We start from the raw sequence: 19,644 nt of genomic DNA on the forward strand, positions 1-19,644 counted from the left end.
CAGATCACGAACTGGACGTGTTCAGATCGGGAGTGGAAAGCCTGGATCAATGGTTGAAACGCCGGGCATTGAAGAACCAGGGTACAGGCGCATCACGGACATTCGTCGCTGCCGAAGGGCAGCGGGTGCTCGCTTACTATGCTCTGGCATCGAGCGCTGTCACGGTAGACGCGGCTCCCGGCCGCTTCCGCCGGAACATGCCAGACCCGATTTCCGTAGTCGTTCTAGGACGGCTCGCCGTCGACCAATCATTGCATGGCCGAGGCATCGGCCGTGCTCTGGTTCGGGATGCTTGCCTGCGCGTGATCCAGGCCGCTGACACGATCGGCATCCGGGGGATGCTGGTACACGCCCTCTCGGAGGAAGCACAGACGTTCTACGAGCGAATGGGGTTCGAGCGATCACAACTTGATCCCATGACACTACTGGTGACGCTTGCCGATCTAAAAGCCGCCCTTTAAAGAGCTCCGCACGGCTTGACCGGCAACACAGTCGCACAACGAAAAGCCCCGCAGGGAATTCTCCCTGCGGGGCTTTTACTTGCTGCGCTACATCAGCCGCGGCGCGCGGCACCCGATATTCCGGCTGCCGCTCACGCCGCGAGGCGCATCAGCTTTACTTGCCGCCCACGCTTTGCAGCGTCGTCCACTTGCCGTCGACAACCTTGTACAGCGTGATGCCGCCGTTCTTCAGGTCGCCGTGCGCGTCGTACGCGAGTTCCTTCGTCGTCACAGCCGGCATGTTCGTCTTCGCGAGGTACGGCAGGTACTTCGCCGGATCCGTCGAGTTCGCCGCCTTCATCGCTGCGAACATCGCCATCGCGCCGTCGAATGCATACGGCGAGTACGTCTGGACGTCTTCACCGAAGCGCTTCTTGTACTTCTCCACGTAGCCCTTGCCGCCCGGCATTTCGTCCAGCGGCAGGCCCGCGAGCGATGCCACCGTGCCGTTCGCCGCGTCGCCTGCGAGCTTCAGGAAGGTCGGCGTATGAACCATTTCGCCGCCCATCAGCGGAGCCTTGATGCCAAGCGACTTCATCTGCTTGACCATCGGGGCCGCTTGCGAATCCGCGCCGCCGAAATAGATCATGTCCGGATTCTGCGCCTTCAGCTTGGTCAGGATCGACTTGAAGTCCACGGCCTTGTCGTTCGTGTACTCGCGGTCGATGATCGTGCCGCCCGCGCCCTTCGCTGCCTTCGCGAACTGGTCCGCGAGGCCCTGGCCGTAAGCCGTGCGGTCGTCAACCACGGCGATCTTCTTCATGCCGAGCGACTTGACGGCGAACGCGCCTGCCACCGAACCCTGCTGCGTGTCGGAGGTCATCATGCGGAAGGTCGTCTTGAAGCCTTGCTGCGTGTACTCCGGCGCGGTCGCCATCGCGATCTGCGGGATGCCCGCGTTCGCGTAGATGCGCGAAGCCGGGATCGTCGTGCCCGAGTTGAAGTGGCCGAGCATGCCCTTGATGCCGTCGTCCACGAGCTTCTGCGCGACGGTCGTGCCCGTGCGCGGGTCGGCCTGGTCGTCAGCCGCGTCGAGCACGAAGTGAATCTGCTTGCCGCCGATCACCGGCTTGGTTGCGTTCTCTTCCTCGACAGCAAGCGTGATGCCGTTCTGGAAATCCTTGCCATAGTGCGCCTGCGCACCGGTCATCGGGCCAGAGAAACCGATCTTCACATCCTCGACTTGCTGCGCGTGCGCGGTCCCGGCCAGCGACATGGCGGCAACAATCGTTGCGCCTGCCAGCTGCTTCATGGTGTGCTGCATATCTTCTCCTTGCTACCAGGTATGGAACGGAGCGGCTTCGGCGTGCGCCGTGCCGCTTCCTTGTCATTGAGACGACCGTCAGTATGGCGGCTGCTTAACCGATCGTCATCAAATTCGCGTTGCCGCCCGCCGCGGCCGTGTTCACGCTCACAGAACGCTCGGTCAGGAGACGTTCCAGGGCGTAATCTTCGTCGCCGTTCGCGAGTGCGTGGGCTGCAACACCCTGCACCGACACGATCGGTCCTGCACGCTTTGCCACTTCCTTCACGAGCGCGAGCAGCTCGTCGCTGTCGCCTTCGAAGAGCACCGCGTCGTACTTCGCATCACCGCCTCCGTCCTTGCCCTTGTGCACTGCGGCCTGCGCCTTCAACTTCGCCGGCAGTGCGCTCACGAGCGCTTCGCCCGCCGCGCCCGAGAAGAGCGCGCGGTTGCCCGTCGCGAGCGCCGCGGCAAATTGCGCACGCGCACCGGTCGCCGTCGACGGCACGCACAGCACCGTGCCGCGCGCCGAAAGCGTGTAGGTGTTGCGCTCGCCCGTCGGCCCCGGCAGCACGGCGGTTGCGCCCGCCAGCACGTATTCGAGGTAGCCGTCGCAACGCGCGGCCAGCGCCGGTTCGCGTTCGGCGATCAGCCAGTCGCGCAGCGACGTGAGTGCGGTGTGCGTCGAGTGCGCCGGTTCGCCGCTATCACCCTGGACGCTCTGCGGCACATCGACCACGAGCGCCTGCGCAAGCGAGGCCGGCAGACCGGCCGGACGCTTCGCGAGCAGACGCGACAGATACAGCGCGCCACCCGCCTTCGGCCCCGTGCCCGACAACCCTTCGCCGCCGAACGGCTGCACCCCGACCACCGCGCCGATCACGTTGCGGTTCACGTAGATGTTGCCCACATGCGCATTGCTGACCACATGCGCGATGGTTTCGTCGATACGCGTATGGATGCCGAGCGTGAGGCCGTAACCGGTCGCGCGGATCTGTTCGAGCAACTTGTCGAGCTGGCTGCGGCGATAGCGGATCACGTGCAGCACCGGGCCGAACACTTCGCGCTTCAGTTCGTCGATGCTGTCGAGTTCGATGAGCGTCGGCGGCACGAACGTGCCTGCCGCGCAGCCTTCCGGCACCGGCAGTTGCGTGACGTTGCGGCCTTTCTCGCGCAGCGCGGCGACGTGCGCGTCGATGCCGCGCTTCGCTTCGGCGTCGATGACGGGGCCGACATCGATCGAGAGCCGGTCGGGATTGCCGATCGCCAGTTCCTTCATGGCGCCCGAGAGCATTTCGAGCGTGCGCTCCGCGACGTCGTCCTGCAGGCAGAGCACGCGCAGCGCCGAGCAGCGCTGGCCTGCCGAGTCGAACGCCGATTGCAGCACGTCCGCGACGACCTGTTCCGCGAGCGCCGACGAATCCACGATCATCGCGTTCTGGCCGCCGGTTTCGGCGATCAGCGGAATCGGACGGCCGTCGGAATCGAGGCGCTCCGCAAGCGTCTTGTTGATGAGGCGCGCGACTTCGGTCGAGCCGGTGAACATCACGGCGCGCGTGCGCGCATCGGCGACGAGCGCCGCGCCCACGGTTTCGCCGTTGCCCGGCAGCAGTTGCACGGCGCCGGCCGGAACACCCGCTTCGCGCAGGATGCGCACGGCCTGGGCTGCGATCAGCGGCGTCTGTTCGGCGGGCTTCGCGAGCACCGTGTTACCGGCTGCGAGCGCGGCGGCCACCTGGCCCATGAAGATCGCGAGCGGGAAGTTCCACGGGCTGATACACACGACCGGGCCGAGCGGACGATGCGTGTCGTTCGAGAATTCCTGGCGGATCTGCGTCGAGTAATAGCGCAGGAAGTCGGTCGCTTCGCGGATTTCGGCAATGGCGTTCGGCAGCGACTTGCCCGCTTCGCGCACGATCAGGCCCATCAGCGTGTGCATCTGCGCTTCGAGCAGATCGGCGGCGCGCGCGAGACAGTCGGCGCGCGCTTCGATGGGCGTCGCCTGCCAGATCGGCGCGGCGGCCACGGCGTGCGCGAGCGCGGCGCTCACGTCTTCGGACGTTGCCTCCACAACGGTGCCGACGAGGTCGCGGTGATCGGCCGGGTTGCGCACGTCGCGTGCCACGCCCGAACCGTTCGCCGAGTCGCCGCCCTCCAGCATCGGTGCGGCGCGCCACGGATGGTGCGCGCTCGCGAGCAACGCCGACGAGAGCGACGCGAGACGATGCTCGTTCGACAGATCGAGGCCCATCGAGTTGAGGCGCTCGTTGCCGTAGAGATCGCGCGGCAGCGGGATTTTCGTGTGCGGCGCGCCAGCGGGCACGACCTTCGCGGCATCGTCGACGGGGTTCGTGACGAGTTCGGCGACCGGCACCGTTTCGTCGGCGATGCGGTTCACGAACGACGTGTTCGCGCCGTTTTCGAGCAGACGACGCACGAGGTAGGCGAGCAGCGTTTCATGCGTGCCGACCGGCGCGTAGACGCGGCACGGACGGTTGAGCTTGCCTGCCGAGAGCGGCCCCGTGACTTCTTCGTACAGCGGCTCGCCCATGCCGTGCAGGCACTGGAACTCGTACTGGCCGGGATAGTAGTTCTGGCCCGCGAGGTGATAGATCGCCGCGAGCGTGTAGGCGTTGTGCGTCGCGAACTGCGGATACACGGCATCGGGCGCGCCGAGCAGCTTCTTCGCGCACGCGAGATACGAGACATCGGTGTAGACCTTGCGCGTGTACACCGGATAGCCTTCGAGGCCGTCGATCTGGGCGCGCTTGATTTCGGTGTCCCAGTACGCGCCCTTCACGAGGCGCACCATGATGCGGTGACGGCTGCGGCGGGCCAGATCGACGATGTAGTCGATTACGAACGGGCAGCGCTTCTGGTACGCCTGCACCACGAAGCCGATGCCGTTCCAGCCCTGCAGTTCCGGATCGAAGCACAGCGCTTCGAGCAGATCGAGCGAGATTTCGAGCCGGTCGGCTTCTTCGGCGTCGATGTTCAGGCCGATGTCGTAGCGGCGCGCCAGCACGGCGAGCGCGCGCACGCGCGGCAGCAGCTCGCTCATCGTGCGCTCCTGTTGCGCGCGCGAATAGCGCGCATGCAGCGCCGACAGCTTGATCGAGATACCCGGGCCTTCGTAGATGCCGCGGCCGCCAGCGGCCTTGCCGATCGCGTGAATCGCCTGCTCATACGAGGCGTAGTAGCGCTGGGCGTCGGCTTCGGTCGTCGCCGCTTCGCCGAGCATGTCGTACGAGTAGCGGAAGCCGCGCGCTTCGAACTTGCGGCTGTTCGCGAGCGCGTCGGAGATGTTCTCGCCGGTGACGAACTGCTCGCCCATGAGGCGCATCGACATGTCAACGCCCTTGCGGATCAGCGGCTCGCCGCCCTTGCCGATCAAACGCGTCAGCGCCGACGAAAGTCCCGCCTCGCTGTTCGTCGTGACGAGCTTGCCGGTGATCATGAGGCCCCACGTCGCCGCGTTCACGAACAGGGACGGCGCATGGCCGACGTGGGATTTCCAGTCGCCCTTGCTGATCTTGTCGCGAATCAGCGCGTCGCGCGTGGCGCGGTCGGGAATGCGCAGCAGCGCTTCGGCGAGGCACATCAGCGCCACGCCTTCCTGGCTCGACAGCGCGAACTCGTGAATCAGGCCCTCCACGCCGCCGCCGGTGCGCTTGGCGCGCAGCGTCTCGACGAGGCGCGCGGCGAGCTTCGTCACGTCGCCCGTGAGGTTCGCGGGCAGGCGCGCTTCGCCGATCAGGAACGGCACGCACTCCGGCTCGGGGCGACGGTACGCAGCCGTGATCGCCGCGCGCAGCACCGATTGCGGCTGCACGTTCTGCGCGAATTCGAGGAACGGGTGCGAGGCGCCTTCGTCGTCGGCATCGGAAGCGGCGCCGTCGGACACATCGGCCACGCCTGCGTGGCCGGCGAGTTCGGCGGGCAACTGGCCGTGCTCGATTCTTTCGAGGTAAGCGAAGATCGCCTGCTTGATAAGCCAATGCGGCGTGCGCTCGAGGCGCGTGGCGGCATCTTTCAGCCGTGAGCGGAGAACGTCGTCGACTTTGACGCCAAGAGTGGTGCTGGCCATGTTTCCTTCGTTTGCCGGGCAAACCGCGCCGGCGAAAGACTAAAAAGTTGGCGCATCGTACGCCTCCAATTTAAAAGGTGCAACCACTCTATGACTAAGGTTGCACCCCTGAAAACCCTTATACCTTAGGAGTTTGCGGCGAATGCCCCGCCCGGTGGGCAACCGGTTGCGCTCGGTATTTTCCCTGGGCACAACTTATTTTGATAACCCTCAGTGAATCCGGTCCTGCGCCGTTATAACGGTGATACGAGACAACAGACGGCCAGAAAAAAGGCACGGTGGAGACAATGGAGAAGGCCATGGTGGTGATCGGAATCTGGGGCATGTGCGCGCTGTGCGCGTTGCTGTTCATCCGCGGCGCGTCGGCGCCCGTCGCGCGGCGCAAGGCAACCCGGCGCGCGATGGAGTGAGCGGCGAATGAGTGGCAAATGAGCGGCGAATGATCCGCCGTTGCGCGCTCGGCTAGATGTCGAGCGGATCGACTTCGAGGTTCCAGCGCAGCACGCCACGCAAGGTGCGCAGCATCGGCTGCCACGCGCGCAGCGTCGCCTGTAGCGCGGCCCGCGACTGGCTCTCCACGAGCAGTTGCGCACGATGGACGTTCATCACTTTCACGATCGTGAGCGGCACGGCGTCGTAGACGGTCACCCGCTCCGCAGCCGGGATCGCGGCAAGCGCCTGCGCGGCCTCGCCGAGAAACGCGAGCGCGGCCTCCAGCGTGCGGCCTTCGGCGCGCAGCAGCGCCTGATAGACGAACGGCGGCAGATGCGCGTCGCGGCGCTCCGCGAGCTGCGCATTCGCGAATCCCACGTAGTCGTGCCGCGCGAGCGCGTGATAGAGCGCGTGCCGTGGATAGCGCGTCTGCACCATCACTTCGCCCGGCAGACCGCTGCGGCCCGCGCGCCCGCTCACCTGCATCAGTTGTGCGAAGAGCCGCTCGCTCGCACGGAAGTCGTGCGAAAAGAGCGCGTTGTCGGCGTTGAGCACACCCACGAGCGACACGCGCTGGAAATCGTGGCCCTTCGCGATCATCTGCGTGCCGACCAGGATATCGATGTCGCCCGCGTGAACATCCGAAAAGAGCGCCTGTGCGCTGCCCTTGCGGCGCGTGCTGTCGGCGTCGATGCGCAGCACGCGCGCGCCCGGCACCGCGCTCGCGAGCGCCTCCTCGATGCGCTGCGTGCCGCGTCCCATCGGCGCGATATCGACGTTGCCGCAATCGGGACATGAGCGCGGGATGCGCGATTCCCAGCCGCAGTGGTGGCAGCGCAGCGCCCGCTCCGGCTTGTGCAGCACGACGTAGGCGCTGCAGCGGGGACAGCCCGCGACCCAGCCGCAGGCATCGCACGAGAGCACCGGCGCGTAACCGCGCCGGTTCAGGAACACGAGACTTTGCTCGCCGCGCTCAAGACGCGCCTTCATGGCCGCGACCAGCGGCCCCGACAATCCCTCGAACGACGCACGGCCGCGCCGGCGCTCCTCTTCGAGATCGATCAGTCTGATGGCGGGCAGCACGGCGTCGGCCACGGCGCGCCGCGAGAGCGTGAGGCGCGTGTAGCGGCCCTGTTCGGCCTGCCACCAGCTTTCGAGCGACGGCGTAGCCGACCCGAGCACCACCGGCACGTCGAGCTGCTTCGCGCGCCACACGGCAAGATCGCGCGCCGAATAGCGCAGCCCTTCCTGCTGCTTGTAGGCGGGATCGTGCTCCTCGTCGACCACGAGCATCGCAAGACGCGGCAGCGAAGCGAGGACGGCCAGGCGCGTGCCGAGCACGATGCGCGCTCGGCCCACGTGGGCCGCGAGCCAGTTGCGCGCGCGCTCGCCTTCGGCCAGACCGCTGTGGAGCGTGACGATCGCATCGGCGGCGAGCGTGGCCGCGAAGCGCGTGCGAAACGCCGCCTCGAACTGCGGCGTCAGATTGATTTCGGGGACGAGGACGAGCGCCTGGGCATCGGGCTCGCGTTCGAGCAGCGCGGCCAGCGCGCGCAGATAGACCTCGGTCTTGCCGCTGCCCGTCACGCCGTACAGCAGAAAAGGCGCGAAGCCGTGTGCGGCGACGATTGATTCGACGGCGGCCGTCTGCTCGTCGCTCAGGGTCGGAACCTGAACGACATCGACGTCGCTGGTCTCGTTGTTAGCCTCGCTGTTGGCCTCGTTGCTTGCCTTGGTAGCGCCGGGCGCCGCGCCGAACTCGACGCGCTCATAGTCGACCCAGCCCGCCTCGCGCCAGCTTTCCAGCGCGGGAACCGCTTTCGGGTGAAGCGCTTTGGCGTCGGCAAGATCGAGCACGCCCGTTTCCGCGAGCGCCTGCGCGAGCCGGCGCAGCGCCTGCGCGCGGGCTGGCAGGGCCTCGGGCAGCGCCGCGCGCCCCGCCGGCAGCAGGCGATAACGCTCCTCGGGCGCGAGCAGGCGATCCCAGCGCGACGGGTCCCGCAGCGCCTGCGGCAGCGCGGGCAGCGCCACTTCGCCCAGGCCGCGCTGATAGTACTCGGCGGCGAAGGCGGCGAGCAACAGCCACTGCGCGCTGAGCGGCGGGCACGCCGCGCATACGGCGCTCACATCGCGGAGTTTGTCGGCCGCAACGTCGCTGTTAGTGCTCACTTCGCAAACGAGACCGACGACGTCGCGCCGGCCAAACGGCACGCGCACGAGCATGCCGGGCGTCGGGGCAGGCGCGCTGGCCGGGTAGCGGTAGTCGTAGAGCGCAGATAGCGGATGATCGAGCGCCACGCGCACGAACCCGGCCGTCAAGGGTTTCTCCTGGTTCGCGTCTGTGCGCCAGCGCACGCATCGCCCGACTTAAAGTAAAACTTTATATTCCGCGCTAAGTTTTGGATTCCGCAGAACAAACGTGACCCTGTCCTCGTGCCTGTGGATAACTTTGTTAAGAACTCTCTGCCGGGCAGCGTCAAGCGCCGTTGCATGGCCATCCTGTGGGACAGCGCACAAACCGCCACGGAGCGCCGAAAGCCTTGTCTGTCAAGGGTCCGATTCATCGTTCGCGAACCACGATGCGCAGCTGCGGCAATCTTTCCCTCTTGCGCGGCGCAACGAGGAAAGTGTGAATAAGTCAAGTCTTGACATTACCGGAAGGGCCTGTGGATGGGTGCTCCGGCGCACCCATTCCACAGGCCCCAGTGAATCCGGCTATCGCACTGCAACAAAACTGCTGTCAATCCTGACGTCGAATCCGCCCTCAAGCGCCAGCGAGAATCTTCCGGCTATGGCTATGGACTTCGTCGACCAGTTCCGCGACGCTTTCAGGCGGCGTGAACTGCGAAATGCCATGGCCCAGGTTGAATACGTGCCCCGGATGCGCGCCGAAATTGTCGAGCACCGCGCGCGCTTCGGCACGAATCGCCGCGGGCGAAGCGAACAGCACGTTCGGATCCAGATTGCCCTGCAACGCCACACGGTCGCCCACGCGCTCGCGTGCACGCCCGATGTTCACCATCCAGTCGAGGCCGACCGCATCCACGCCCGTCGAAGCGATCTCGTCGAGCCAGAGGCCGCCACCCTTCGTGAACGTGATGACCGGCACGCGGCGGCCGTCGTGCTCGCGCTTGAGCCCCGCGACGACCTGCTCGATGTAACGGAGCGAGAAGCGCTGATAGGCGCCGTCCGCCAGCACGCCGCCCCACGTATCGAAAATCATGACGGCCTGCGCGCCCGCTTCGATCTGCGCGTTCAGATAAGCGGCAACGGTCTTCGCGTTGACGTCGAGAATGCGCTCCATCAGATCCGGGCGCGCGTACAGCATCGACTTCACCGTGCGGAAGTCGTCCGAGCCGCCGCCTTCGACCATGTAGCACGCGAGCGTCCACGGGCTGCCCGAAAAGCCGATCAGCGGCACGCGCTGACGGCCCTGCGCGTCCGTGAGCGCACGGCGGATTTCAGTGACGGCGTCGGTGACGTAGCCCAGCGTCTCGCCGATATCCGGCACGGCGAGCTTCGCGACATCGGCTTCGGTGCGCACCGGATGGGCGAACTTCGGGCCCTCGCCCGCCTGGAACGAGAGGCCGAGGCCCATCGCATCGGGAATCGTGAGGATGTCCGAGAACAGGATGGCGGCGTCGAGCGGATAGCGGTCGATCGGCTGCAGCGTCACTTCGGTTGCGTAATCCGGGTTCTTCGCGAGGCCGAGGAAGCTGCCCGCACGGGTGCGCGTGGCGTTGTACTCCGGCAGATAGCGGCCTGCCTGGCGCATCAGCCAGATCGGCGTGTATTCGGTAGGCTGACGCAGCAGCGCGCGCAAAAATGTATCGTTCAGAAGTGTATTGGCCACGAGCGGATGCGCCGAAAAGCGCTTCAGAGTTTTCAGGAACAGTGGGGCATTTTACCGGATGCGCGTGCCGCTCCACCCGCGTTCATGAATGGCATAACGACGCCTCTACAAACAGGTAAACCGCGGCTTAACTGTCTTCCGGAGGCGGGCTATCATCAACCGCCTTTCAGAAAACGTATATCGAAGCATCCGCAATCCGGGACACAACATGAAGAAGGCGGCCATCTGTCGCGTCATCGCCATCGTCGCCGTACAAGTCACCGCCGCGCTCGCGCTCGCAGAACCCGCGTTCGCGCAAAACGCAGCCGCGCCGTCGCGGCTCGATGAAGTGATCGCGCGCGGCACGGTGCGCGCCTGCACGACCGGCGACTACAGGCCCTATTCGTTCTATCGCCCCGACGGCATGTTCGAAGGCATCGATATCGACATGACCGAGTCGCTCGCGAAATCGCTCGGCGTGAAGGCGGAATTCGTGAAGACGACATGGTCGAACCTGATGACCGACTTCCTCGCGAAATGCGACGTGGCCGTGGGCGGCGTATCGACGTTGCTCGAACGCCAGAAGCGCGCGTTCTTCACCGACGCGTATCAGGTGGACGGCAAGACGCCGATCGTGCGTTGCGGCGATGTCGGCAGATTTCAGACCGTTGCGCAGATCGATCGGCCTTCGACGCGCGTGATCGTGAATCCGGGTGGCACGAACGAACGTTTTGCACGGCAGTTTTTTCCGCATGCGAATCTCACCGTGTACCCGGACAACGTGACGATCTTCAGACAGATTCTCGATGGCAAAGCGGACGTGATGGTCACCGATGCCTCGGAGACGCTGCTTCAGCAAAAGCTGAATCCGGGCCTGTGCTCCGTGCATCCGGACACACCGTTTCAGTATGGCGAAAAGGCGTGGATGGTGCCGCGCGGCGACGTCGTATTCCAGCAATATGTCGATCAGTGGCTGCACCTGCTCAAGGCGAGCGGCGAATACCAGGCGATCTCGGACAAGTGGCTTAAGTGAGCCATCGCCCATAATCGCGCGGCGTTCATTACCGGCGCCGCGTGCACTCATTCAGGCAAGGAATGAAACCGGTTGAAACTGCGCATGGCCGAATAGAACGCAGACGGCATGTATTCTTTACCCGACGAATAGCCTGCAATACCGGCACTGCGGGGCGTTCACGCATGCGCCTGGCATTACCCGGTTCGATCGCTCTTCAGACTCATATCCCGGCAATAAATGCACCGATAATCACAGCGATAAAAACATCGGTAAAAATGACTTTTCCGATAGCTTCGCGCTAGCAAAAAATCCCGCAGAGCCTTATTTGGTGGGCGTTACAACCTGAAACACTTTGTTACCGCGAATGTTCATTAATTCGACCACAATGCCTTCAACGGTTTCAACACGGATGTGGTCCGGTGTCGGTATGAACGGACATGAACCACCAGCCGGTCGGCATCATGCCGAAGCCCTTTGAAGGGGGCATCCTTGTTGGAGCCGTGACCGGCGTGTTCTGCACGACCTACCGTCGGCTCCTCGTTTGGTCTCCTCGCGCTAACCCCGTAGCGTGTGGTTTTTAGCGGGCTCCAGGCCCGCTTTTTTTTCGCCTGTACGTTTCAGGTTTGGCGATATTCCGGAATGTCTCAGGATTTCCGATCCCATTCCATCTCTTGCGCTTCGCAATTTCGCAATCCTCGGTTTTCCAGAGCAGGCGTTCAAACAGCCCGCGAAGCGTTCGCACGCCGCACGCGGGCTGCCGTAATCATGCTGTCTTCTGCGCTTCGATCTTCAGTTCGTCGATCATGCGCGCGCGCATCACGAACTTTTGCACCTTGCCCGTGACGGTCATCGGCAGTTCGTCGACAAAGCGGATGTACTTCGGGATCTTGTAGTGCGCAATCTGCCCCTGGCAGAACGCCTGAATCTCTTCCGCGCTCGACTGCTCGCCCGGGCGCAGCACGATCCACGCGCACACTTCTTCGCCGTATTTCGGATCGGGTACGCCGAACACCTGCACGCTCTGCACCTTCGGATGCCGGAACAGGAATTCCTCGATTTCACGCGGGTAGATGTTTTCGCCGCCCCGAATCAGCATGTCCTTGAGGCGGCCGACGATATTGCAGTAGCCCTCGGCGTCGATCGTCGCGAGATCGCCGGTGTGCATCCAGCCGTCCACGACCGTTTCCGCCGTTTTTGCCTCGTCGTCCCAGTAGCCGAGCATCACCGAGTAGCCCTTCGTGCACAATTCGCCGGTTGCGCCGACCGGCACGACGTTGCCGCGTTCATCGACGATCTTCACCTCCAGATGCGGCTGAATACGCCCGACCGTGGACGTGCGCTTGTCGAGCGGATCGACTGTCGAACTCTGGAACGACACGGGGCTCGTCTCCGTCATGCCGTAAGCGATGGTGATTTCGGCGAGATGCATCTTCGAGACCACGCGCTTCATCGTCTCGATCGGACACGGCGAGCCCGCCATGATGCCGGTGCGCAGGCGCGAGAGATCGAAGCGCGCGAAGTCGGGATGATCGAGTTCGGCGATGAACATCGTCGGCACGCCGTGCAGCGCGGTGCAGCCTTCTTCCGCGACCGCTTCGAGTGTCGCGCGCGGGTCGAACGCCTCGCCCGGAAACACCATGGCCGCGCCCACCGACACGCACGCGAGCACCGCAAGCACCATGCCGAAGCAGTGATAGAGCGGCACGGGGATGCAAAGCGAATCCGCTTCGGTCAGCCTCATCGCCATCGCGATGAAACGCCCGTTATTGACGACGTTGCGGTGCGTGAGCGTCGCGCCCTTCGGATTGCCGGTCGTGCCGCTCGTGAACTGGATGTTGATCGGGTCGCCTGCCTGAAGCGTCGCGTCGATCGCATCCAGTTCGCCCCTGCCGCTGCGCGCGAGCCGTGCCCGGCCCGACTCCACCAGTTCGCTGAAATTCAGCATGCCGGGCGTGTCCGTGTCGCACATGCGGATCACGGCGCGCAGATCCGGCAGGCGCGCGGCATGCAGATCGCCTGGCGTGGCGCGCGCCAGTTCCGGCGCGAGCGTCTGCAGCATGTCGAGGTATTGCGAGGTCTTGAAGCGCTCGGCCGCGACAATCGCCTTGCAGGCGACCTTGTTCAGCGCGTATTCGAGTTCGGCGAGACGGTAGGCAGGATTGATGTTGACCAGCACGGCGCCGATGCGCGCCGTCGCGAACTGCGTGAGCAGCCACTCAACTCGGTTCGGCGACCAGATGCCGACACGGTCGCCCTTGCCGATCCCGAGTGCGAGAAAACCGGCGGCAACCACGTCGACTTCTTCCGCAAATTCACGCCAGTTCCACTCGATCCCCTGTTCGCGGAACACCACCGCCGCGCGTTCCGGGAAGCGTTGCGCGGTTTCCCGCAGGAATGCGCCGATGGTCGCTTCGCTCAGTGGCGTGTCGGCCGTGCCGCGCACGTAAGAAAGCCCGTCCTTCGGCACGATGAGCGCTTCGCGCGCGGCTGTTGCGTCGACTGCCATGGTGACTGCCTCCCTCGGGCGTCCTTCTCCCGATTGAACAGAGTTGGAAAATTATTGTGCCACCGTCTAAAAGTGCGGCAGCATCAAGTTTTACCCGTGGTGCATGGGCCGCGGTTGCGCGCTGCATCGGCGCCCGCTCAAGACACAAAGACCTGATTTCGCATCACCCTTCCGTTAACGTCAAGGGTTTTGCGCGATTTTTTTTGGAATTACAGGCCGGCGAGGCATCGCGCCGAGAATGAGTAAAAAGCGCTGAAAAACGGAGACAAAAAAAATGGGCCCCCTGAGGAGCCCATTTCCCTTCGCGTACCGCGGCGCACGAGCGCCGCATACGCACCAGATCAATGCTGGTTCATCTTGCGCAGGCGCTGGATCGCCGCGAGCTGCGCGACTGCGTAGGCGAGTTCCGCCTGCGCCGTTGCGTACTCGATATTCGAACCGGCGTTCTGCAGCGCCTCTTCGGCGCGCTTGCGCGCTTCGGCGGCCTTCGCTTCGTCGAGGTCCTTGCCGCGAATCGCGGTGTCGGCGAGCACCGTCACGGCGCCCGGCTGTACTTCGAGAATGCCGCCAGCCACGAACACGAACTCTTCGTCGCCGTCTTCACCGACGATGCGCACGGCACCCGGACGAATCCGCGTGATGAGCGGCGTGTGACCCGGCAGGATGCCCAGCTCGCCCGCCTCGCCCGGAAGCGCGACGAACTTCGCCTGGCCCGCGAAGATGTTCTCTTCGGCGCTGACGACGTCTACCTTGATGGTTGCTGCCATTTGTGTCGACTCCTGTGTCGTTGCGGCGGCACGGCGCTTCGAAACGAAGCGCCGCGCCTCTTTGCCAGCGACTCAACCTTTACTGGATCTTCTTGGCCTTTTCGAAGGCTTCGTCGATCGAGCCGACCATGTAGAACGCCTGCTCCGGCAGGTGATCGCACTCGCCGTCGACGATCATCTTGAAGCCACGGATCGTTTCCTTCAGCGGCACGTACTTGCCCGGCGAGCCCGTGAAGACTTCCGCGACGTGGAACGGCTGCGACAGGAAACGCTGGATCTTACGCGCACGAGCCACGCTCAGCTTGTCTTCCGGCGACAGTTCGTCCATGCCCAGAATCGCGATAATGTCGCGCAGTTCCTTGTAGCGCTGCAGCGTTTGCTGAACGCTACGCGTGATCGTGTAGTGCTCTTCGCCGATCACGTTCGGGTCGATCTGGCGCGAGGTCGAGTCGAGCGGGTCGACTGCCGGGTAGATACCCAGCGAGGCGATGTCACGCGAGAGAACGACGGTTGCGTCAAGGTGGCCGAAGGTCGTAGCCGGCGACGGGTCGGTCAAGTCGTCCGCAGGAACGTACACGGCCTGAACCGACGTGATCGAGCCGGTCTTGGTCGACGTGATGCGCTCTTGCAGCTTGCCCATTTCTTCAGCCAGCGTCGGCTGATAGCCCACGGCCGACGGCATACGGCCGAGCAGTGCGGACACTTCGGTACCGGCCAGCGTGAAACGGTAGATGTTGTCGACGAAGAACAGCACGTCGAGGCCTTCGTCACGGAAGTGCTCGGCCATCGTCAGGCCGGTCAGCGCGACGCGCAGACGGTTGCCCGGCGGCTCGTTCATCTGGCCGTACACCAGCGCGACCTTGTCGAGCACGTTCGAGTCCTTCATTTCGTGGTAGAAGTCGTTGCCCTCACGGGTACGCTCGCCCACGCCCGCGAACACGGAGAAACCGCCGTGCTCCTTCGCGATGTTGTTGATCAGCTCCATCATGTTGACGGTCTTGCCGACGCCGGCGCCACCGAACAGACCCACCTTGCCGCCCTTGGCGAACGGGCAGATCAGGTCGATAACCTTGATGCCGGTTTCGAGCAGTTCCGTCGACGGCGACAGTTCGTCGAACGCCGGAGCCTTCTGGTGGATCGAGCGCTTCGTTTCGCTGACGATCGGACCGGCTTCGTCGATCGGACGGCCGAGCACGTCCATGATGCGGCCGAGGGTCGGCTTGCCGACCGGCACGCTGATCGGCTTGCCCGTGTTCTGGACCATCAGGCCGCGACGCAGACCGTCCGACGCACCCAGACAGATCGTGCGCACGACGCCGTCGCCCAGCTGCTGCTGCACTTCGAGCGTCAGCTCCGACCCTTCGAGGATCAGCGCATCGTAGATCTTCGGCATGGTCTCACGCGGGAATTCCACGTCGATCACCGCGCCGATGCACTGTACGATCTTGCCTTCTACCAAAGCAGTTGTACTCATCGATTTTCCTTTAGATACCTGAATTCTTCACTCGCCCACCGATGCACGGCGGCGCGGTTTCGCGTTCGGCGCTTGCACCCTGCGCCCGGTCAGACCGCTGCTGCACCGCCGACGATTTCCGAAAGTTCCTTCGTAATCGCGGCCTGGCGGCTCTTGTTGTACGAGAGCTGCAGTTCGTTGATGACCGTCTTCGCGTTGTCCGACGCCGCCTTCATCGCGACCATCCGTGCCGACTGCTCCGAAGCCATGTTCTCGGCGACGGCCTGATAGACCAGCGCTTCGACATAGCGGACCAGCAGTTCGTCCACGACGGTCTGCGCATCCGGCTCGTAGATGTAATCCCACGCGGACTTCGGCGTCGTGCCGTCGTCATTGCCCTCGAGGCGCTCGTTCGACAGCGGCAGCAGTTGCTCGATCACCGGCTCCTGCTTCATCGTATTGATGAAGCGCGTGTACGCGAGGTACACGGCGGAAATCTTGCCTTCCGAGTACTGGTCGAGCTGCACCTTCACCGCGCCGATCAGCTTTTCGAGATGCGGCGTGTCGCCGAGCTGCACGACGTTCGAGACAACCTTCGCACGCAGACGGTTCAGGAAGCCGAGACCCTTGCTGCCGATTGCGGTCGCTTCGACCGTCTTGCCGGCGGCTTCGAGGTCCTTGAACTTCTGCAGCGTCGCGCGCAGCACGTTGGTGTTCATGCCGCCGCACAGACCCTTGTCGGTCGTGACGAGAATCAGGCCGGCCACCTTCGCATCGACGTTTTCCGTCATGAACGGATGACGATACTCGGGGTTCGCACGGCTCATGTGCGCAGCGATGTCGCGGACCTTGTCGGCATACGGGCGGGCCGAGCGCATGCGCTCCTGGGCGCGGCGCATCTTCGATGCCGCGACCATTTCCATCGCCTTGGTGATCTTGCGCGTGTTTTGCACGCTCTTGATCTTGCCGCGAATTTCCTTCATTCCAGCCATTGCTTGCTCCCTTGATCGAAGCGAGGCGGATTTCACTGCAACCCGCTTCGCTTCAATGTCCGTTTATCGTTGGATGATTCCCGGACGGATCAATATGCGCCGGACTTCTTGAAGTCCTTCAGAGCCGCGTGAAGCGCGTTCTCGTCGTCCTTCGACAGGTCCTTGGTGTCCTCGATACGCTTCACGAGGTCCGCATGGCTCGTCTTCAGGTATTCGCGCAGACCCTTCTCGAACGACAGAACGTCCTTCACGTCGAGGTCGTCGAGGTAACCGTTGTTCGCTGCGAAGAGCGAAACAGCCAGTTCCCACACCTGCAGCGGCTGATATTGCGGCTGCTTGAGCAGTTCGGTCACGCGGCGGCCGCGCTCGAGCTGCTTGCGGGTCGCTTCGTCGAGGTCCGATGCGAACTGTGCGAACGCCGCCAGTTCACGGTACTGTGCGAGGTCGGTACGGATGCCGCCCGACAGCTTCTTCACGATCTTGGTCTGTGCCGCGCCACCCACACGCGACACCGACACGCCGGCGTTAATAGCCGGGCGGATACCCGCGTTGAAGAGGTCGGTTTCCAGGAAGATCTGGCCGTCGGTAATCGAGATCACGTTCGTCGGCACGAATGCCGTCACGTCGCCCGCTTGCGTTTCGATGACCGGCAGTGCCGTCAGCGAACCGCTCTTGCCCTTCACTGCGCCGTTCGTGAACTTCTCGACGTACTCTTCCGAGACGCGAGCAGCACGCTCGAGCAGACGCGAGTGCAGATAGAACACGTCGCCCGGATACGCTTCGCGGCCCGGCGGACGGCGCAGCAGCAGCGAGATCTGACGATAGGCCCAGGCTTGCTTGGTCAAGTCGTCATAAATGATCAGCGCGTCCTGGCCGCGATCGCGGAAGTATTCGCCCATCGTGCAGCCGGCGTACGGTGCCAGGTACTGCATGGCGGCCGATTCCGAAGCCGAGGCGGCGACGACGATGGTGTACTCCATCGCGCCCGTTTCTTCGAGCTTGCGCACCACGTTCTGGATCGACGAAGCCTTCTGGCCGATCGCGACGTAGATACAGATGAGATCCTTGCCCTTCTGGTTGATGATCGCGTCGACGGCCACCGCGGTCTTGCCGCACTGACGGTCGCCGATGATCAGCTCGCGCTGGCCGCGGCCGATCGGCACCATCGAGTCGATCGACTTCAGACCGGTTTGCACCGGCTGCGACACCGACTTACGCCAGATCACGCCGGGGGCGATCTTTTCGATTGCGTCCGTCAGCTTGGCGTTGATCGGGCCCTTGCCGTCGATCGGGTTGCCGAGCGCGTCGACCACGCGGCCGACCAGTTCCGGGCCGACCGGAACTTCGAGAATGCGGCCCGTCGTCTTGACGATGTCGCCTTCCGAGATGTGCTCGTATTCACCCAGAATCACCGCGCCGACCGAGTCGCGCTCGAGGTTCAGCGCGAGGCCGAAGGTGTTGCCCGGGAATTCGAGCATTTCGCCCTGCATCACGTCCGACAGGCCGTGGATACGCACGATACCGTCGGTCACGGAGATCACGGTGCCCTGGTTGCGAACGTCTGCGCTCGCTTCAAGGCCCTGGATCCGGCTCTTGATCAGCTCGCTGATCTCAGAGGGATTGAGTTGCATTATTCGCTCCTGATGTTCAATTCTGTTGCGTGCCAGCCGCAGCGCCGAAGGCGCTCAAGCGGTCAAAGCCACCTGCATGCTGGCGAGCCGCGCGCGGACCGAGGTATCGAGCACTTCGTCGCCGACCGTGACGCGCACGCCGCCGATCAACGTATTGTCGACTTCGACGGTGGGCTTCAGCTTGCGTTTGAACTTGTGTTCGAGGCTGGCGACGAGGTCGTTCAACTGGGCGCCTTCAAGCGGGAACGCGCTGACGATCAGCGCATCGGCTGCGCCTTCTTTTGCGTTCTTGAGCGCTTCGAATTGCTCGGCGACTTCCGGCAGCAGTTCGAGGCGACGGTTCGCGACCAGCATCTGCACGAGGTTTTTGGCCTCGGCGCTGCTCTTCAGCGGCGACTGCACCGCCGACAGCAGCAGGTCGACGACCTGTGCGTGGCTCACTTTCGGGCTCGAGGCGATCGACAGCACGTCGGGCAAGGCCGCAACCTGCGCCAGCTCCGCGACGAGCGTGGACCAGGCGGCGACGTCACCAGCTTCGGCCACGCCAAACAGCGCTTCTGCGTACGGGCGGGCGATGGTTGCAAGTTCGGCCATGATCAGAGCTCGGCTTTCAGTTGATTCAGCAGTTCGGCGTGGGCCGACTGATCGACTTCGCGCTTCAGGATCTGCTCGGCGCCCTGGACAGCGAGTGCGGCGACTTGTGCGCGCAGTGCTTCGCGCGCCTTGACGACTTGCTGGTCAGCGTCGGCTTTTGCCTGGGCGACGATGCGCGCCGCTTCCGCGTGGGCCTGAGCCTTGATTTCTTCAGCGACGGTCTGCGCGCGCTTTTCGGCGTCGGCGATACGGTGCTGACCCTCATTGCGGGCCTGCGCCAGTTCTTCACCTACGCGCTTGTGCGCAGCTTCGAGTTCCGTCTTGCCCTTTTCGGCGGCTGCGAGGCCGTCGGCGATCTTCTTCGAGCGCTCGTCGAGGGCGTTGATCAACGGCGGCCACACGAACTTCATCGTGAACCACGCGAGGATCAGGAACACGACCATTTGCGCAAACAGGGTTGCGTTGAGATTCACGGTGTTTCCTTAATCGTTGCTATTCCGGGGAATTGAAACGGCAAGGCGCTCATCGGTTGTGAAACTCGATCAGCGCCTCGTCACCCGTTCCGCTATGCGCCCGCTCTATGGTTATAGGT

General features: G+C 64.0%; 14 protein-coding genes. 3 read left to right on the forward strand and 11 right to left on the reverse strand.

Annotated features, from left to right (window positions below):
- The first annotated feature begins 32 nt into the window (after positions 1–32).
- On the forward strand, positions 33–461 hold the full coding sequence (locus ACFPTO_RS10265) for a GNAT family N-acetyltransferase (RefSeq protein WP_377711260.1): 429 nt from the start codon (positions 33–35) through the stop codon (positions 459–461).
- Between the two features lie 154 nt (positions 462–615).
- On the opposite strand, the gene ACFPTO_RS10270 is transcribed toward ACFPTO_RS10265, so the two are convergent.
- Both ACFPTO_RS10270 and putA read right to left on the reverse strand, forming a co-directional pair.
- Positions 616–1,764, reverse strand: a complete 1,149-nt coding sequence (locus ACFPTO_RS10270; protein ID WP_377711261.1) for a branched-chain amino acid ABC transporter substrate-binding protein — start codon at positions 1,762–1,764, stop codon at positions 616–618.
- 94 nt (positions 1,765–1,858) lie between these two features.
- Positions 1,859–5,830: a trifunctional transcriptional regulator/proline dehydrogenase/L-glutamate gamma-semialdehyde dehydrogenase gene (gene putA, locus ACFPTO_RS10275; protein ID WP_377711262.1), complete on the reverse strand. Its 3,972-nt coding sequence runs from the start codon at positions 5,828–5,830 to the stop codon at positions 1,859–1,861.
- A 287-nt stretch (positions 5,831–6,117) separates the two neighbouring features.
- Here putA and ACFPTO_RS10280 point away from each other — a divergent pair, with 287 nt between their 5' ends.
- Positions 6,118–6,240, forward strand: coding sequence for a hypothetical protein (locus ACFPTO_RS10280; RefSeq protein WP_377711263.1), 123 nt, complete (start codon positions 6,118–6,120; stop codon positions 6,238–6,240).
- Between the two features lie 52 nt (positions 6,241–6,292).
- Here the strand turns inward: ACFPTO_RS10280 and ACFPTO_RS10285 are convergent, their stop codons facing one another.
- Positions 6,293–8,581 (reverse strand): primosomal protein N', encoded by a 2,289-nt coding sequence (locus tag ACFPTO_RS10285; protein WP_377711264.1) that lies wholly within the window; start codon positions 8,579–8,581, stop codon positions 6,293–6,295.
- A 445-nt stretch (positions 8,582–9,026) separates the two neighbouring features.
- Positions 9,027–10,115 (reverse strand): uroporphyrinogen decarboxylase, encoded by a 1,089-nt coding sequence (gene hemE / locus ACFPTO_RS10290; RefSeq protein WP_377711265.1) that lies wholly within the window; start codon positions 10,113–10,115, stop codon positions 9,027–9,029.
- A gap of 208 nt (positions 10,116–10,323) precedes the next feature.
- Here hemE and ACFPTO_RS10295 point away from each other — a divergent pair, with 208 nt between their 5' ends.
- Positions 10,324–11,127 carry a transporter substrate-binding domain-containing protein gene (locus ACFPTO_RS10295; protein WP_377711266.1) on the forward strand — a complete coding sequence of 268 codons (804 nt, stop codon included), beginning with the start codon at positions 10,324–10,326 and terminating at the stop codon, positions 11,125–11,127.
- A gap of 745 nt (positions 11,128–11,872) precedes the next feature.
- On the opposite strand, the gene ACFPTO_RS10300 is transcribed toward ACFPTO_RS10295, so the two are convergent.
- From ACFPTO_RS10300 to ACFPTO_RS10330, 7 genes are all read right to left on the reverse strand, one after another.
- Complete coding sequence (locus ACFPTO_RS10300; protein ID WP_377711267.1) at positions 11,873–13,615, reverse strand: AMP-binding protein; 1,743 nt, start codon at positions 13,613–13,615, stop codon at positions 11,873–11,875.
- Between the two features lie 341 nt (positions 13,616–13,956).
- A complete protein-coding gene (locus ACFPTO_RS10305; protein WP_377711268.1) occupies positions 13,957–14,382 on the reverse strand; it encodes a F0F1 ATP synthase subunit epsilon in 426 nt (141 codons plus the stop codon).
- Between the two features lie 79 nt (positions 14,383–14,461).
- Positions 14,462–15,856 carry a F0F1 ATP synthase subunit beta gene (atpD, locus tag ACFPTO_RS10310; protein ID WP_296662749.1) on the reverse strand — a complete coding sequence of 465 codons (1,395 nt, stop codon included), beginning with the start codon at positions 15,854–15,856 and terminating at the stop codon, positions 14,462–14,464.
- 89 nt (positions 15,857–15,945) lie between these two features.
- Entirely contained in the window at positions 15,946–16,827 is an 882-nt protein-coding gene (atpG, locus tag ACFPTO_RS10315; protein WP_377711270.1) for a F0F1 ATP synthase subunit gamma, read from the reverse strand.
- Positions 16,828–16,916: 89 nt separating this feature from the next.
- On the reverse strand, positions 16,917–18,458 hold the full coding sequence (atpA, locus tag ACFPTO_RS10320) for a F0F1 ATP synthase subunit alpha (protein WP_377711271.1): 1,542 nt from the start codon (positions 18,456–18,458) through the stop codon (positions 16,917–16,919).
- 54 nt (positions 18,459–18,512) lie between these two features.
- On the reverse strand, positions 18,513–19,052 hold the full coding sequence (locus ACFPTO_RS10325; RefSeq protein WP_296662757.1) for a F0F1 ATP synthase subunit delta: 540 nt from the start codon (positions 19,050–19,052) through the stop codon (positions 18,513–18,515).
- A gap of 2 nt (positions 19,053–19,054) precedes the next feature.
- On the reverse strand, positions 19,055–19,525 hold the full coding sequence (locus ACFPTO_RS10330) for a F0F1 ATP synthase subunit B (RefSeq protein ID WP_293046351.1): 471 nt from the start codon (positions 19,523–19,525) through the stop codon (positions 19,055–19,057).
- Positions 19,526–19,644: the final 119 nt, after the last annotated feature.

The sequence above is a fragment of the Paraburkholderia denitrificans genome, from assembly GCF_042655705.1.
In the GTDB taxonomy this organism is placed as follows: Bacteria; Pseudomonadota; Gammaproteobacteria; order Burkholderiales; family Burkholderiaceae; genus Paraburkholderia; species Paraburkholderia denitrificans.

Coding starts and splice junctions, on each gene's coding strand:
- ACFPTO_RS10270 (WP_377711261.1), bottom strand. CDS start 1,764: ATGCAGCACACCATGAAGCAGCTGGCAGGCGCAACGATTGTTGCCGCC.
- putA (WP_377711262.1), bottom strand. CDS start 5,830: ATGGCCAGCACCACTCTTGGCGTCAAAGTCGACGACGTTCTCCGCTCA.
- ACFPTO_RS10280 (WP_377711263.1), top strand. CDS start 6,118: ATGGAGAAGGCCATGGTGGTGATCGGAATCTGGGGCATGTGCGCGCTG.
- ACFPTO_RS10295 (WP_377711266.1), top strand. CDS start 10,324: ATGAAGAAGGCGGCCATCTGTCGCGTCATCGCCATCGTCGCCGTACAA.
- ACFPTO_RS10300 (WP_377711267.1), bottom strand. CDS start 13,615: ATGGCAGTCGACGCAACAGCCGCGCGCGAAGCGCTCATCGTGCCGAAG.
- ACFPTO_RS10305 (WP_377711268.1), bottom strand. CDS start 14,382: ATGGCAGCAACCATCAAGGTAGACGTCGTCAGCGCCGAAGAGAACATC.
- atpD (WP_296662749.1), bottom strand. CDS start 15,856: ATGAGTACAACTGCTTTGGTAGAAGGCAAGATCGTACAGTGCATCGGC.
- atpG (WP_377711270.1), bottom strand. CDS start 16,827: ATGGCTGGAATGAAGGAAATTCGCGGCAAGATCAAGAGCGTGCAAAAC.
- atpA (WP_377711271.1), bottom strand. CDS start 18,458: ATGCAACTCAATCCCTCTGAGATCAGCGAGCTGATCAAGAGCCGGATC.
- ACFPTO_RS10325 (WP_296662757.1), bottom strand. CDS start 19,052: ATGGCCGAACTTGCAACCATCGCCCGCCCGTACGCAGAAGCGCTGTTT.